This window comes from Vibrio sp. 10N.286.55.E10 (assembly GCF_002872555.1).
Lineage (GTDB): Bacteria > Pseudomonadota > Gammaproteobacteria > Enterobacterales > Vibrionaceae > Vibrio > Vibrio crassostreae.
In genome coordinates, this window is the sequence record NZ_MCSD01000060.1 from 77,612 (window position 1) to 93,907 (window position 16,296).

Below are 16,296 nucleotides of genomic sequence, written 5' to 3' on the forward strand. Positions count from 1 at the left end.
GTTTTTATACTCAGGGAATAATGAATAGTGGGATTATAACCAATCTTGATACAGCAATAGACTTAGACTATTACGCTAAGTTTATTGCTGGAAAAACAGCACTGGTCGCTCAAGGTGGCGGACAGAGAAGTATTTTTACTTCTGGAGTGCTGGATGCCTTTCTTCTTTCTAATTTTGACCCCTTCGACGAATTTTTTGGCACCTCAGCAGGCGCTCTTAATTTATGTGCTTATCTGTGCCGCGATAAAGGCCTTGGTCGTTCTTTCGTTCTCGACCTCACTACTGCACCGGAGTTCTTTAATCTCTTTTCCTATATACGCCACAGAAAGAACCTTGGATTAGAGTGGGCCTTAGAACAAATCATGGCTTATCCATACAAACTCGATCTGGATTTGGGACGACAAACGCTAGGTGATCGCCACTTCTATGCGGCTGTAACGGATTCTAAAGATCTGCGAGATCACTACTTTCCGTTATTGGGCGAAGATTGGTATAAGGTGATGATTGCGACCTGCGCCATTCCTCGTTTGTACAATGATGAAATTTATATTGGTGACAGTGCTTATGTGGACGGTGGCGTATCAGCATGCATACCGGTCCAAGAAGCATGGCGCAGGCAAGCTCGTTCCATTGTTGTGATTCGTACTGAGCCCGTGCTAGAGGATGAAGATGTGGATTTAGCTGAAGCTCAGGTGACTAAGTCTTCAATTAAAGCACCTAAACCGATATCTGCCGAAGAATTGGAATGGTTCCGCGAATCTTTTGACAGTGTTCAAGGTCATTGGCAACAGAAAGTGGAACAGTGGAAAAACGACTGGGCCTCTTTCTTCCAACAACAAATTATGCGCTCAAAAGAGCAGAAGCGTGACCGTGGGCATTTGGACCTGCTGAACGGTGGTCGCTGGCTATTTGGAGCGGATGACATTTATCGTTTGAGTCATTTAATTGGGGATAAGTTTGATTCAGGCTTAGCTGATATGTTGATGGTGCATTACCAAACTTATTCATTAACTCAGGACTTTTTGAATTCGCCACCGGACGATGCGTTTGTGGTGCAAATAGCGCCAAGTCAGCCGCTAAAATCGAGTTCATTAATGAGTGACAAAGAAGATCTGTTGCACGATTACGAATTGGGCTTAGAAGCCGGTTACCGATTTGTAGAAACCTACACTTCAACGGAAAACGCTCGCAATTCACACATGCCACAGTTGGCCACCATTGCTGCTGACAAGTAGTACTCAATCTTGATGAGTTAGCATACCGCGAGTTAGCCGTGTCATTAACGAAGAATGTTCTGAAATGAAAAAGGGTTATTGAACGTGGTTCGATAACCCTTTTTTGCTTTTGAGACTAGGCAAATCGTTTCGCCTTACGGCCACACACTAAGTGACAGGCAAGATTCTCATACAGTTGGTTGAGCCTGCTACATCCATGATATCACCTTGAGTGACGATCACTAGGTCGCCAAACTTAAGGTGTCCTTTCTCCTTCAGGCAAGTGAGTGTTGATAGCGCAATATCAAAGCTGTCTTTGGCTTCTGTCTCAAAGTAAATAGGTGTAACACCTCGGTACAAGGTACAGCGATTGAGCGTTCCTTCGTTACGAGACAGCGCGTAGATAGGCATGTCAGCACTTAAGCGAGACATCATCAACGCAGTACGGCCAGATTCGGTGAGAGTGACTACACCTTTAATGCCTTCCATATGGTTTGCCGAATAGATGGTTGCCATAGAAACGGTTTCTTCAGCGGTAACAAAGGTGCGGTCAATACGGTAATTCGATTGGTTAACCCCCGCCATCTTCTCAGCTCCAATACACACTTCTGCCATCGATTTTACGGTTTCGACTGGGTAATCACCGGCAGCAGTTTCACCGGAAAGCATGACTGCGTCGGTGCCATCGAGTACTGCATTGGCAACGTCCATCACTTCGGCACGAGTGGGCATTGGCGCAGAAATCATTGATTCCATCATTTGAGTTGCGGTGATCACCGTTCGGTTAAGCGCTCTGGCACGGCGTATAAGCTGTTTTTGTACACCGACCAACTCAGGGTCACCAATTTCCACTCCGAGGTCACCACGAGCCACCATGACCACATCTGAGGCCATTATGATGTCATCCATGTTCTCAACAGTGGCGACTGTCTCTGCTCGCTCCACTTTTGCGACGAGGTGAGCTTCTAAGCCGGCTTCTCGTGCAAGCTGACGAGCGTAGTGCATGTCTTCACCATTACGAGGGAAAGACACCGCTAGGTAATCCACTTTGATTTGTGCGGCGGTGACGATGTCGCGTTTGTCTTTTTCTGTTAGCGCTTCTGCGGAAAGGCCGCCGCCTTTTTTGTTGATGCCTTTGTTATTTGAGAGTGGGCCGCCAATGATAACTTCGGTGTGAACACGGCAACCTTCGACCTTGGTTACTTTGAGTTGAACACGACCATCGTCAAGCAACAAGATATCGCCGGCGGATACGTCGTTAGGCAGTTCTTTGTAATCAAGGCCAACGGCTTCTTGATTGCCTTCGCCTAAACCTAGGCTGCTATCGAGAGTGAACAGGTCGCCTACGGCAAGTTGGATTTTGCCATCTTTGAATGTCGACACACGAATCTTGGGACCTTGTAAGTCTCCGAGAATGGCGATTTGAGTGCCGTGTCTTTTTGCTATTGCTCTGACTTTTTCTGCGCGTTGTATATGGTCGTCGCTGGTGCCGTGAGAGAAGTTCATACGGACGATATTGGCACCTGCTTTGATGATTTCTTCAAGCACGTTACCTTTATCTGTTGAAGGGCCTAGCGTTGTGACGATTTTCGTTTTTCTTAATTCGGCTGTCATGAATACTCCTAGAGTGAGACCAAGTAATCTTTTACAAGACTGAATTAAGTATATGCATTAATTGATAATTTATTGGGAGCTAGGAAGATATTTCTGTATTTACTGATATTTATTGTATTTAGCACTCAAGCGCGATGTTTTTTTATGAAAATTAAGTCTCGATTTATCGATGTGGGTGTTAATTTTCCTCGAACAATTTGACTCGATACACAAAGATTCATGTATATACGTGATACTGGTCACGGCGATATACCAAGTGACTTCACAATTACTTCGCAAAGTAAAAAAATTACCTCGTTGATGATTTCTGGAGCGTAAAATGTACATGGCTCAACCGGGCCATATTGATCATATCAAACAGGTCAATGCTGGTCGTGTATATAAACTAATTGACCTTAAAGGTCCTATTTCTCGTATCGATCTGTCCAAGCAAAGTGAGTTGGCTCCGGCGAGTATTACTAAAATTACCCGTGAACTCATTGAAGCTCACCTTATTCACGAAACCACGGTTCAAGAAGCCACGACTCGTGGACGTCCTGCTGTCGGTCTACAAACCAATAACGAAGGTTGGCAATTTTTGTCGATGCGTCTTGGTCGCGGATACTTGACGATCGCGCTCCATGAATTGGGCGGCGACGTGCTTATCGATACCAAAATTGATATTCACGAACGTGATCAAGATGATGTGCTGGCGCGTCTTCTTCATGAAATCGATGAGTTCTTCCAAACCTATGCTGAGCAACTCGACAGGGTGACGAGTATCGCTATCACACTGCCAGGCCTTGTGAATTCAGAGCAGGGTATTGTGTTGCAAATGCCGCACTACAACGTTGAAAATTTAGCGTTAGGGCCGGAGATCTACAAAGAAACCGGTCTGCCAGTTTTTATTGCCAATGATACCCGAGCATGGGCATTAGCAGAGAAGCTGTTTGGTAACTCACAAGATAACGACAACTCTGTTCTTATCTCTATTCACCACGGTTTAGGTGCCGGGATCATTCTCGATGGTCGCGTTCTGCAAGGGCGTCACGGTAATATCGGTGAACTGGGTCATATCCAGATCGATAAAGAGGGTAAGCTTTGTCATTGTGGTAACCGAGGCTGTTTAGAAACGGTGGCGAGTTCTCAAGCGATCCGTGAGCAAGTCAAAGAGCGACTGGCAAATGGTGAAGAATCAACGCTAACTGTGTTTGAAGACGTCACTATTGAACAGATCTGCGCTGCCGCTGCTGATGGTGATCCATTGGCTGTCGAAGTGATTGAGCAGTTAGGCCGTTATCTAGGCTCTGCGATTGCGATTGTGATTAACCTATTCAACCCAGAGAAAATCTTGGTGGGTGGTGTTATCAATCAGGCGAAGAGCGTGTTATACCCAGCGATTCAAAAGTGCATCGAAGAGCAGAGCCTATCGGTTTACCATAAAGACTTAGAGCTGGTGGAATCTCGTTTTTATAAGCAGGCAACCATGCCAGGTGCTGCTCTCATCAAGCAGGCTTTATATGATGGTCAACTGCTAATGAAAGTTATTGAAGGCTAACTCTTTTTCTCTTCTTTAAGCCTTACCCCGAACCTTTCCATGTACTTAAGCTTTGTATAACATCATTTGTTGTACTTAGTTTAAGCATTCTGTGCATTAGCGCTTTGCTTTAACCTATTGAAGTAGGCTATTGTAGCCACAGTTATTATTTGTCACTAAGGTGTTGTATGTCTGGCGTTTTAAATTCGGTTGATCAGAGAACCAAGCTAGTCGGTGAAAACCGTCTGGAACTCTTATTATTCAGCTTAAATAGTCGTCAACTATTTGCGATTAACGTATTTAAAGTGAAAGAAGTCCTAAAAGTGCCAGTACTTACTCGCTTACCGGGCTCTCACCACCATATTACGGGTGTTGCTTCTCTACGTGGTGAATCGGTACCTGTGATTGATCTGCGAAGTGCCATTGGCTTTCCGCCATCTCGTGCGGAATCTCAAGAGAGTAACCTGATCATTACTGAATACAACCGAACCGTACAAGGTTTCTTGGTTGGGCAAGTTCGTAATATCGTCAATACGACATGGACAGAAATCCAGCCGCCGCCAAAGACAACAGGCCGCGCAAACTACCTAACCGCTATCACGCATATTCAAGAAGAAGAGCAGCACAAGATCGTCGAGATCATCGATGTTGAGAAAGTGTTGGCTGAGATCATTGATTACGATGTATCGATCTCTGAAGGTGTGTTAGATCAGCAGTTAGCTCAGGAAATGATAGGACGTAACGTGCTTATCGTTGATGACTCTTCAACAGCGCGTAATCAAATCAAAGGCACCTTGTCGCAGCTTGGGTTGAATATTATTGAGTGTTGTGATGGCTTAGAAGCACTGACCTTACTTAAGGGCTGGTGTGATGAAGGCAAAGACATCAATCAAGAAATATTGTTGATGATCACCGATGCTGAAATGCCTGAAATGGACGGCTATAAACTGACACACGAAGTACGTACTGACCCTAGAATGCATGATCTGTTCATTACGCTAAATACTTCATTAAGTGGAAGTTTTAATGAGGCGATGGTGGAGAAAGTAGGGTGTAACCGCTTTATTTCTAAGTTCCAACCAGATTTGCTGGTTGAGGTAACTCAAGAGCGTATGCGTCAGATCCTGTAATTTATACCGACATGCAGTTTGTTTTGAGTGAACTTATAGAAAACGTTTGCTATTATTGATGCGGCATATTTCTCGTAACAAAATATGCTCAATTACTCACGTAACTTTTCACACACAATCTAAGGTAGTTCCTTTTAATGATATGGTTAACGTCTAAAGTCGTTATGACTTTGAGCTTATTACTATATAGGGAATTTAAGAAAAGACGTACGGAAGCTGACGTTGAGGTGTAACTCAACAATTTGAAATGAAGGGAAGCAGATGCTTCCCTTTTTCGTTTCTAGCGTTTCTAGCGTTTCTGGTAGGGCGATTGAATCGTTAATGAAAATCTCGTGATTTGGTTTTCAAACCAACAATTTCATCGGTAATATCGATAAGTTTCCCCGCGATAACATGCACGACCTCTCCTTCTTTTTCTAATATCCCTTGTACTTTTAACGCCTTGGCTGTGAGGTAGGCTTGCTGTTGAGCGCGCGCGGTTGCTCCCCATACCACGACATTAATATTACCAGTGCTATCTTCTAGTGTGACAAAGGTGACACCTGCCGCGGTTCCGGGAGATTGTTTTCCTGTGACTAATCCGACAACGGTGACCATCGATTTGTGTCTTTGTTGTATTAAATCTTTCATGTGTGTGAATCGACCTAATCGTCCCGCTTCAGCGAGCAAAGTGATTGGATGCTTGTTCAGTGAAACTCCGACACTGGTGAAGTCTTCGAGTAGATCTTGCATTTCGTTGGGCTTGTGCAGTGTGTGTTCGCCATGCTCATCCTCAGTATCGTCATAGACCTGGCTAAACAGAGGTAGATCAGACGCGGAATCCATTATCGCCCAGCGAGTTTGGAAGCGGTCTCCAGAGACGTTATGTAGCGCATTGGCCGATGCCAGTAGCTCGATATCTTTCTTATTCATCGATAACTGTTTCACCTGGCTAGGGTGGCGATAACCGGATGGTGGACGATTGGCGATCACGCTTTGAATCCCATGCTCGCTGAACCCTTTGATTTGTCGCAGCCCTAAGCGAATCGCTAGACCATTCTGATGAGAGACAACCGTGTGGTCGTTTTGAGAAGCGTTCACACATACCGGAAGTATCACCACATTATGTCGCTGTGCATCTTGTACCAACTGTGATGGGCTATAAAAGCCCATGGGTTGGCTGTTCAACAAAGAAGCGTAGAAACATTCAGGGTAGTAGCATTTCAACCAAGCTGAGCAATACGCTAACACCGCAAACGAAGCCGAGTGGCTTTCCGGAAATCCGTACTCGCCGAAGCCGCATATCTGTTTAAAGATCTGTTCGGCAAACTCTGTCTCATAGCCGCGCTTTTGCATTCCCTCGATGAGTTTGTTTTTAAACTTAAAGACGTTGCCATTTTTCTTCCAAGCGGCCATTGCGCGTCTGAGTTGATCTGCTTCACCACCAGTGAACCCTGCAGCCACCATCGCGAGTTTAATCACTTGCTCTTGGAAGATAGGTACACCTAAGGTGCGCGACAGTACTGATTCCACGTCTTTAGATGGATAACTGATTGGCTCAATGCCATCTCGACGCTTGAGAAATGGATGCACCATATCGCCCTGAATAGGACCTGGGCGTACGATAGCGATTTGAATCACCAAGTCGTAATAAGTTCTCGGTTTAAGCCTTGGCAGCATGCTCATTTGCGCGCGAGACTCAATTTGGAATATCCCGACCGTGTCTGCTCGCTGAATCATGCCGTAAACCTGAGGGTCGTCTTTAAGGCGAGTGATCTCAGCAATAGTCAGTGATCGCCCGTGAATGCGTTTGATCAGGTCGAAACATTTACGAATCGCAGACAGCATACCCAACGCGAGCACATCCACTTTTAGTAGCCTCAAGGTTTCAAGATCATCTTTATCCCATTGAATAATGGTGCGATCGTGCATAGCAGCGTTCTCGACAGGAACCAATTCATACAAGGGCCCAGAAGAGATCACAAAGCCGCCCACATGCTGAGACAGATGACGTGGGAAGCCGATGATCTCATTGACTAAGTGGATAAACTGTTGCCCTTTCAAAGAATCAGGTTGTAGCCCCAATTGAGTTAACTGAGCTTGCCAACCTAGGTTTTTGTCCCTGCGATTGGTATTCTTGATGAAGTAGTCGAGCTGAGTTTCTTGTAGTCCCAATGCTTTACCGACATCTCTGACCGCACTTTTGAAGCGATAAGAGATGACAGTTGCAGCAAGTGCAGCCCGTTCTCTGCCGTATTTCTGGTAGATGTATTGGATGACTTCTTCACGGCGTTCGTGTTCAAAATCGACATCAATATCAGGCGGCTCATCACGCTCTTTACTGATGAAGCGTTCGAACAGTACTGAGATCTGCCTTGGGTCAACAGAGGTGATTTCTAGGCAGTAACAGACTACAGAATTGGCCGCTGAACCTCGACCTTGATAAAGAATGCCTTGGCTTTTGGCAAACATGACGATGTCGTGAATGGTGAGAAAGAAGAAAGGGTAGTCAAGCTCACCAATCAGCCCGAGTTCTTTATCTATGATTTGTTGAATGTCATTAGGCACACCTTGTGGAAAGCGAGCCTGTTTCCCTTTCTCGACCAACATGCGCAGATAACTCATGGGTGTCTCACCCTGAGGAATCAGTTCACTTGGGTATTCGTAGCGTAGGCTACCTAAATCAAATTCACACAGCTCAGAAATTCGGTTGCTCTCTTCCAGCCACTCAGCTTTGAATATATGAGAGAGCTTATTGATGCTTCGTAAACAGCGCTCGGCATTCGCCAACAGATGGCTTCCCACTTCGGTTATTGGCTTTTGGTATTTAATCGCAGTGAGTGAGTGCTGTAAGGGCAGGCGGTTAGCATTGTGCATCAACACGCCACCGCAAGCTGTAATAGGCAGTTGGTGATGTTGTGACAGAACAACGCAGTAATCAATGTACTGTTGATCGGTCTGTTTCAGGTGTCGTTGTAAGCCAATCCATAACCGACCTGAGTGGTGCTGAGAAAGCCACTGTCCCCAATGTGCGTCTTCATTTTTTTGTTGAGGCAACCACAGGATGAAGCAGTGCTTAGCCGACATGATATCCCACTCAGAGAGCTGATAATGTCCCTTGCTGCTACGACGTCTAGCGTTGGTAATAATACGGCACAGTTCGGCATAGGCTTGTCTATTTGGACATAACAAGACAACTTGGCACTCTTCATTTAACCAAAACATGCTTCCGACAATCTGCTTGAGCGACAGTTTGTGTTGCTTGATTGCAGAGTGAACCTTAACGATACCCGCGACCGAGCACTCATCAGTGACCGCGAGTGCTTTGTAACGTAAAAAGTCGGCTTGTAAAACCAGCTCTTCCGCGTGCGAAGCTCCCTCAAGAAAGGAGTAATTACTTTGGCAGAAAAGTTCTGAGTATTGCTGAGACATAACGTAATCTCACTTAATCATTGTGAGTAAACATGATTGAAAAAGGGGCGTTTAAATGGAACAAGTGGTAAGAACGGCTTACCAAACTGCCTTACTAACTGAACAAACCGTGCAAGAACCACTGTTTATCGGGTGTTCTGTATACCCATAGCCATCGACCGTTCTCACTGTGAGCAATAAAGTAGTCACGAACGATTTTCTCGCCATCCCACCAGCCAGAAACAATGCGTTCAGGGCCTTGAGATAAAGTGACGCTTTCGGTTAGTGCTTCGGGCTCCGGCAGCAAAATACTGGGCCTGAGTCGTTGTTGATTGACGCTGAGATCTGTGGTTTGTTGCTCGCACTCTGAGGGAGTTTTACTCTTTGACACAGATTTACTCAGTGTTGGGATCGAGTACTGATTGGCTTTTTCTGGCCTTGGGTCATGCTGTATTTTCGGTGTTTGAATACTGGCCTGCCCAAGCTTCGCTTGTAACAGTGAAAGCAGGTCTAGCGCAGCAAGTGTTCCGGTATTGCCATCAAAAAGATCATGGTAGGCCATTTGAGGCTCACCATGACGAGTTAACGAGAGAGTGAGCCCTTGAACCGGCGCTGTGAGCTTTAGTGATTCTAAAGTTAGATGGGTAAGGTTCGCCCATTTTCCAGCAAGGTAATCACCTTGTGCCGAATAAAAAGAGACAGGGTGGTCGTCTTTATCTCTTAGGTGCAAAGTCAGTGTTAACTCGAAAGCCACTCGGTCGCGTAGCTTCAAAAAACACTCGAGTTGATTTAGTAATTTCAGTAACGGCTTTTCAATGAACAGAATATTTTCAATATCAAACAACAGCTCCAGATATTGTTGGAAATTCTCTGGCGGGTGATAAAAATCAATCGGGTGCTTGAACTGTCCATTAAGACGACCAACATAATTGACCAAGTCGATGTCAAAGCGACGCGCGACCTCTTGCAAAGGCAGCTTTAATAGGTCTTCAACGATATTGATACCGACACGGTTCAGGCGTTCAACTTGCTTGGTCGGTAGTTCACTGGAACTCAATGCTTGCTGATTGACCCAAGCTTTCATTTGCTCAACATTGTTTGTTGCTTGGTTGATCGCTTGCTTACCCAAAAGGGTCGCAGCAAGCGGCGAGTAACCTGTGGCAAAACTGAACTTAATGTTGAGGGCTGCAATATGGTTTTTGAGTTCATGCCAGTAGTTATCTAACCCGTCGTAAAGTGACAGCATGTTAGAGGCTTTAATCAATAAACCATTAGGTGGCAATAGTGCCATGTCGGAAGTGACTAGATAAGCCCATTGAGCGATCTCTTTGAGCTTACTTTTCTCCAGTTCAATACTGTAAGGGTGGACGTGTAAATTGTGACACAGCGCCGCCGCAGAGCCTAAGCCCATACCAAGCGAAATTCCCGATTGCAGCGCAGCTGGATTAGCTTGCAGCACACGATGATCTTTTTCATCCACGATGATAATAGGTTGTTCGCGTGAGTCTTCGCTCGAACCCAATTCATTAGAGTTAAACAAGGTATCCAGCTGCAGAGATGGAAAGTGAATATAAAGCCACAACATACGCTAGCCTTGCTTCGCAATAGGAAAAGCCAGCACAGTGTTACCAGACAAAGTGCGGTCTGAACTGTCTTCATAAACGACTTTCTCTGTGAGTAACGGCCAGTTGTGTGTCATGTCTAGAATAAAGCTGCCATATGACCAACTGCCTTTTCTTTTTGTTACCTCTACCTTCAATCCTTGGGCGTGAGAAGACAGCTTCATGCTCAAAGAAACGGGTAGGGATAGTTGATTATGGCTGGTGGCTTTAAAGTGAAACTGCAGGCACTTACCGGTTTCACTGGCTGCTTGTAAGCGCTTGGTTTGGTGGATTTCTAGATCGGCTCCCCATAGCAATACAGAGTGACAAGCGCCGCTTTTGAGGCACTGCTCAGCCGCCCACAACGCATCGAGTTCGCGTTGCGGCTGGATAATGAGAATGTTCTCTAATTCAATGCCTTGGCTGCTAAAAAACTCGGCACAAATCTTCCCTGGCGGGTTAATGAATATGGCCAGTTTTTGCGAGTTTTTCTGAGCTAAATAGGGCGTAAGAAGGCGAAGTTCACCGATCCCTTGCTGTGATTCAACTTCAATAACGCCGTGTGTCGGAAAGCCACCATCAAGCTGTTTATCCAATTGCGGATAGCCTGTAGAAGTGGTACTTCCTAGCGTTGTTGATTGTAGCCCTTTCCAGATTAGCTGGCGGTCTTGTAAGTTTTTTATGAGTTCATGCATAATTAAATACCTGTATATTTATACAGTATATTTAACAATGAAAAAGATGCAAAGCAAAATGATGAAAATCAGAGGAACTAAGTTTTAGGTGCTTGATTTAGATACAAAAAAAGCCGCTATTAAAGCGACTTTTTACGATTGGTTATAATATCAACTACTTAGGTTGAGCATCGATACATTGGCCATTAATGTCCGTCACACTTGGGTTCATTAAGTGTAGGTACAGCGGTATGATGTCGAGTGGCGTTTTTAGCTTATTCGCATCTTCTCCAGGGTACGCTTTTGCACGCATACGTGTTTGAGTGCCACCTGGGTTGATTGCGTTAACACGGATATTTGTGTCTTCAAGCTCGTCCGCTAGGATTTGCATCATACCTTCGGTAGCAAACTTAGAAATTGCGTAAGTGCCCCAGAATGCACGGCCAGAGTGACCAACCGTTGAAGAGGTAAATACGATACGACCCGCTTCTGCTTTCTTAAGTGCAGGCAGTAGTGCTTGAGTCATCAAGAACTCAGACTTCACATTGATCTGCATAACATCATCAAAGGTTTCTTCATCAATCTGCTCAAACGGGCTCAGAGTACCGAGAACGCCAGCGTTATGAAGTAGGCCATCTAAACGACCGAACTGTGACTCAATGGTTTCAGCCATATCAATGTAGTTCTGCTTTGTCGCGCCTTTTAGATCCAATGGGATGATCGCAGGCTGTGGGTAACCAGCACTTTCGATTTCATCGTAAATGAATTCAAGGTTTTTAACATTGCGGCCTAACAGAATGACAGTTGCACCATGTTGAGCGAAGCTTAGTGCTGCTTGGCGACCAATGCCAGCACCGGCACCTGTAACCAAAATTACTTTATCTTTGAGGGCATCTGTAGAGATTGGGTAATCCACTGTGCTTATCCTTCTTTCTTTTATTATGTTCGTCATTCCATTGATGTTTAATCACACAGATAACCGCAGGAATGATGAGAAATTCTTGGTAATCGTGACAAGATGGTTACAATACACTAATTCATACAATAGGGGATATGACATTGGAATTTTTGTTGGACTACGGCTTGTTTTTAGCCAAGATTGCGACCGTTGTAATCGCCATCATCGCAATTTTAGTGATTGCTAAATCTGTGGGTGGGAAATCAAACGCAATTAAAGGTGAGCTGGAAATCACGAACCTATCTGAACACCATAAACAGACGATTGAACAACTAGAGCACCATCTACACGATGATGCTTTCATCAAAGCCCGTGATAAAGCAGAAAAGAAAGCGGAAAAAGAGAAAGTAAAATCACGCGGTAAAGAAGTGAAGAAAGCTGCGAAAGAGGGTGAGCTTGATAGCAAGCGTGAACCACATCTATTCGTTCTTGATTTTAACGGCAGCATTGATGCGAAAGAAGTGGCTTCATTACGTGAAGAGGTAACGGCGGTTCTGGCTGTTGCTCGTGAAGGCGATGAAGTATTACTTAAACTTGAATCTGGCGGTGGCATGGTTCACGGCTATGGTTTGGCGTCTTCTCAACTTGATCGTATCAAAGCAGCAGGTCTGCCTCTGACTATCTCGGTAGACAAAGTGGCGGCAAGCGGCGGTTACATGATGGCATGTATTGCAGACAAAATTGTGTCAGCGCCTTTCGCTATCGTTGGCTCTATTGGTGTGATCGCTCAACTGCCAAACTTTAACAAACTGCTTAAGAAGCATGATATTGAGTTTGAACAGCTAACAGCAGGTGAGTACAAGCGCACACTGACTATGTTTGGTGAGAACAGCGATAAAGCACGTGAGAAGTTTAAAGAAGAGCTAGAAGAGACACATGGTCTATTCAAAGACTTCATTCGCGACCATCGTCCAGCACTTGATCTTGATAAAGTGGCGACGGGTGAACACTGGTTTGGTACGCAAGCTCATGAACTTGGGCTGGTGGATGAGCTCCGCACTTCTGATGATTTAGTTGTTGAAGCATGCAAAGACAAGACAGTGCTAGCGATTCACTATGTACAGAAGAAAAAGCTGTCAGACAAGCTCGCAGGCGTGGCAGGTAAATCTGCCGACAGCGTGCTGATGAAGCTGATTGAACGCGGTCAAAAACCGATTGTTTAAGCTTATTGAGTTCTAGTTCTAAGCTGAGTGCCTTACGTTCATTTACAGACGTTTGAGCTTTAAAAAGAAAGCGCATAAGTCATCAGACTTATGCGCTTTTTTATTGCTCCACTTCCGAGCGGGTGACCACTATGTTGTAGGGGGAGCGGAGTTTTATACCAATCATTTATTTACTGTGATTGATATTAAATCTTGGCTCCATAATCATTACGTTTTGGGCAAGTCGTCAGAATCTCTCTGTGTCCAGTGTCTTTGAGTTCTTCCAAAATCACATCAAAGCCCCATAAGCGATAGAGATGCTTCATCACTTCATCGTAGCCTTTGTCAAGCGGGATACGGTCATGAGGCACATACTGTAGTGTCATTGAACGATCACCACGAACATCGACGTTAAACACCTGAATATTAGGTTCAAGATTACTTAGGTTGTATTGAGCCGCAAGCTTTTCACGAATCAGGCGATAGCCCGGGTCATCATGAATAGCACTTACCTCAATGGTGTTTTTACGGTCGTCGTCGAGCACTGAGAACAGCTTAAAGTCTCGAATGATCTTTGGAGAAAGGTATTGGCTGATAAAGCTCTCATCTTTGAAATTGTGCATCGCAAAATGCACCGCTTCTAACCAATCACTTCCGGCCAGGTCTGGGAACCACTCTCGGTCTTCATCGGTTGGCTCTTCACAGATGCGTCGTATGTCTCTAAACATCGCGAAGCCGAGTGCGTAAGGGTTTATCCCGCTGAAGTAAGGGCTATTGTAAGCAGGTTGTGCGACCACACTAGTATGGCTGTGCAGGAACTCTAAGATGAACTTGTCACTCACCAAACCTTCGTCGTAAAGGTGGTTGAGAATGGTGTAGTGCCAGAAGGTAGCCCAACCTTCATTCATCACTTGTGTTTGTTTCTGAGGATAGAAGTATTGGCTCACCTTGCGAACAATACGAACACACTCACGCTGCCAAGGTTCAAGTAGTGGTGCATTCTTCTCGATAAAGTAGAGAATGTTCTCTTGAGGTTCGCTAGGAAAGCGGACTTTGGTCTCTTTTTCCTTGTCTTGATTTTTTGGCACAGTTCTCCATAGCTCGTTGACTTGAGATTGCAGATAAGCCTCTCGCTCTTCCTGCCTTGCGGTTTCTTCGGCAATGGAAATCTTCTCAGGACGTTTGTATCGGTCTACGCCGTAATTCATTAATGCATGGCAAGAATCAAGGAGTTGCTCGACCTCAGCGACGCCATACTTCTCTTCACAACCACTGATGTACTTCTTAGCGAACAGTAAGTAATCGATGATAGAACTAGCGTCTGTCCAGGTCTGGAACAGGTAGTTGCCTTTAAAGAAAGAGTTGTGGCCGTAACAAGCGTGTGCCATTACCAGTGCCTGCATCGTGACCGTGTTCTCTTCCATCAGATAAGCGATACAAGGGTCTGAATTGATCACAATTTCGTATGCCAAGCCCATCTGACCATGCTTATAGTTTTGCTCGGTTTGAATGAATTTCTTACCAAATGACCAGTGGTTGTAATTGATAGGCATACCAATGCTTGAGTATGCATCCATCATCTGCTCTGAAGTGATCACTTCAATTTGGTTCTGGTAAGTATCTAAACGGTAATGCTGCGCCACACGCTTAATTTCGACGTGATATTGTTCCAAGAGATTGAATGTCCAATCTGGACCATCAGGCAGCATCTTGTTGTTTTTCTTTTTTGCAGCTTTGTCTTTCTCTGCAACGTTTGATTTCGCTGTCATGGCAAACTCCCTTACGCTGTCTCTTTCTGGAACAGTTCTCTAAACACAGGAAAAATATCATCCACCGTTTTAATGTTTTTCATTGCGAAGTTGTCGAAGCTTGCTTCTAACTTCTCATACTCGTGCCAAAGCGTTTGGTGAGAGCGGCGTGTGATTTCGATGTAAGAGTAATACTGACAAGTTGGCAGAAGCGTATTCACCAATAGCTCTTTACAACGAGGCGAGTCATCAGCCCAGTTATCGCCATCAGAAGCTTGTGCCGCATAGATGTTCCACTCGTTAGCTGGGTAGCGATCTGCAACAATTTCTTTCATTAGTTTCAATGCACTAGAAACGATGGTGCCGCCGGTCTCTTGCGAGTAGAAGAATTCATGCTCGTCGACTTCTTTTGCCTGAGTATGGTGACGAATAAACACCACATCGACATTCTCATAGGTGCGATTGAGGAATAAGTAAAGCAGTACGTAGAAGCGTTTTGCAATGTCCTTGGTGGCTTGATCCATAGATCCGGACACATCCATCAAACAGAACATCACGGCTTGGCTAGATGGAATAGGGCGCTTCTCATAGTTTTTAAAACGTAAGTCGAAGGTATCAATGAATGGAACGTTTTCAATTTTTTTGCGTAGCTCGGCAATCTCTTCTTTTAAGCGACTCTCTTCGAAGGGTTGTGCCGGTTCCGTCATTTTAACTTGGTCAAGTTGCTCCATCAGTAGGTGAAGCTCGCGCTTTTTACCTGCTGTCATCGCGGTTCTACGAGCTAGAGATTGCTGAAGTGAACGAACGATAGCGATGTTGGATGGAATCCCCGCGCTTTGATAACCAGAGCGGTGTGTTTTCCATTCGGTGATTTTATTGACCTGATTCTTCTCTAGATTAGGTAGAGCTAAATCTTCAAAGAGAATATCAAGATACTCATCTTTTGAAATTTGGAAGGTAAATTCATCTTGGCCTTCGCCATCAGGGCTTGCGTCACCTTGGCCTGAGCCACCACCTTGCCCGCCCCCTTTGGGACGTTCGATTTTATCGCCAGTGATGAACTGGTCATTACCTGGGTGAACGCGTTCTCTTACGCCGCCTTGACCTTGGTGAAAGCTTGGCTCTTTGATGTCTTTATGGGGAATAGTGACGTCTTCACCAGTTTCAGTATTGGTGATTGAGCGTCGGTTAACTGCATCGGCCACAGATTCTTTGATTTGCTCTTTATGGCGTCGTAAGAAACGCTGTCTATTCACAGCACTCTTATTCTTGCCATTGAGCCTCCGATCGATAAATTGTGCCATAAGAA

Annotated in this window: 11 protein-coding genes; 4 read left to right on the forward strand and 7 right to left on the reverse strand. The window is 45.0% G+C overall.

The window, feature by feature from the left end; translation table 11 throughout:
• Nucleotides 1–20 precede the first annotated feature (20 nt).
• Nucleotides 21–1,235, forward strand: coding sequence for a DUF6363 domain-containing protein (locus BCV39_RS21545; RefSeq protein WP_102432549.1), 1,215 nt, complete (start codon nucleotides 21–23; stop codon nucleotides 1,233–1,235).
• A gap of 147 nt (nucleotides 1,236–1,382) precedes the next feature.
• Here BCV39_RS21545 and pyk read toward each other — a convergent pair whose 3' ends face one another.
• Nucleotides 1,383–2,828, reverse strand: a complete 1,446-nt coding sequence (gene pyk / locus BCV39_RS21550; RefSeq protein ID WP_048659705.1) for a pyruvate kinase — start codon at nucleotides 2,826–2,828, stop codon at nucleotides 1,383–1,385.
• 319 nt (nucleotides 2,829–3,147) lie between these two features.
• Between pyk and BCV39_RS21555 the strand changes: the two genes are divergently transcribed.
• Together BCV39_RS21555 and BCV39_RS21560 are read left to right on the forward strand one after the other, a co-directional pair.
• The gene (locus BCV39_RS21555; RefSeq protein ID WP_048607464.1) at nucleotides 3,148–4,365 is read left to right on the forward strand and encodes an ROK family protein; all 1,218 of its coding nucleotides are present in this window, start codon (nucleotides 3,148–3,150) and stop codon (nucleotides 4,363–4,365) included.
• Nucleotides 4,366–4,532: 167 nt separating this feature from the next.
• Nucleotides 4,533–5,474 (forward strand): chemotaxis protein CheV, encoded by a 942-nt coding sequence (locus tag BCV39_RS21560; RefSeq protein WP_076656977.1) that lies wholly within the window; start codon nucleotides 4,533–4,535, stop codon nucleotides 5,472–5,474.
• Nucleotides 5,475–5,792: 318 nt separating this feature from the next.
• Here the strand turns inward: BCV39_RS21560 and BCV39_RS21565 are convergent, their stop codons facing one another.
• The 4 genes from BCV39_RS21565 to BCV39_RS21580 form a co-directional block, all read right to left on the reverse strand.
• The gene (locus tag BCV39_RS21565; RefSeq protein ID WP_102432548.1) at nucleotides 5,793–8,885 is read right to left on the reverse strand and encodes an error-prone DNA polymerase; all 3,093 of its coding nucleotides are present in this window, start codon (nucleotides 8,883–8,885) and stop codon (nucleotides 5,793–5,795) included.
• 94 nt (nucleotides 8,886–8,979) lie between these two features.
• Nucleotides 8,980–10,449, reverse strand: a complete 1,470-nt coding sequence (locus BCV39_RS21570; protein ID WP_102432547.1) for a DNA polymerase Y family protein — start codon at nucleotides 10,447–10,449, stop codon at nucleotides 8,980–8,982.
• A 3-nt stretch (nucleotides 10,450–10,452) separates the two neighbouring features.
• Nucleotides 10,453–11,160, reverse strand: a complete 708-nt coding sequence (gene imuA / locus BCV39_RS21575) for a translesion DNA synthesis-associated protein ImuA (protein WP_102432546.1) — start codon at nucleotides 11,158–11,160, stop codon at nucleotides 10,453–10,455.
• A gap of 154 nt (nucleotides 11,161–11,314) precedes the next feature.
• On the reverse strand, nucleotides 11,315–12,055 hold the full coding sequence (locus BCV39_RS21580) for a YciK family oxidoreductase (RefSeq protein WP_017629695.1): 741 nt from the start codon (nucleotides 12,053–12,055) through the stop codon (nucleotides 11,315–11,317).
• Nucleotides 12,056–12,192: 137 nt separating this feature from the next.
• Between BCV39_RS21580 and sohB the strand changes: the two genes are divergently transcribed.
• Nucleotides 12,193–13,260 carry a protease SohB gene (gene sohB / locus BCV39_RS21585; protein WP_055319739.1) on the forward strand — a complete coding sequence of 356 codons (1,068 nt, stop codon included), beginning with the start codon at nucleotides 12,193–12,195 and terminating at the stop codon, nucleotides 13,258–13,260.
• Between the two features lie 185 nt (nucleotides 13,261–13,445).
• Here sohB and BCV39_RS21590 read toward each other — a convergent pair whose 3' ends face one another.
• Nucleotides 13,446–15,008, reverse strand: a complete 1,563-nt coding sequence (locus BCV39_RS21590; RefSeq protein ID WP_102432545.1) for a SpoVR family protein — start codon at nucleotides 15,006–15,008, stop codon at nucleotides 13,446–13,448.
• A gap of 11 nt (nucleotides 15,009–15,019) precedes the next feature.
• Nucleotides 15,020–16,291, reverse strand: a complete 1,272-nt coding sequence (locus tag BCV39_RS21595; protein ID WP_102432544.1) for a YeaH/YhbH family protein — start codon at nucleotides 16,289–16,291, stop codon at nucleotides 15,020–15,022.
• Nucleotides 16,292–16,296: the final 5 nt, after the last annotated feature.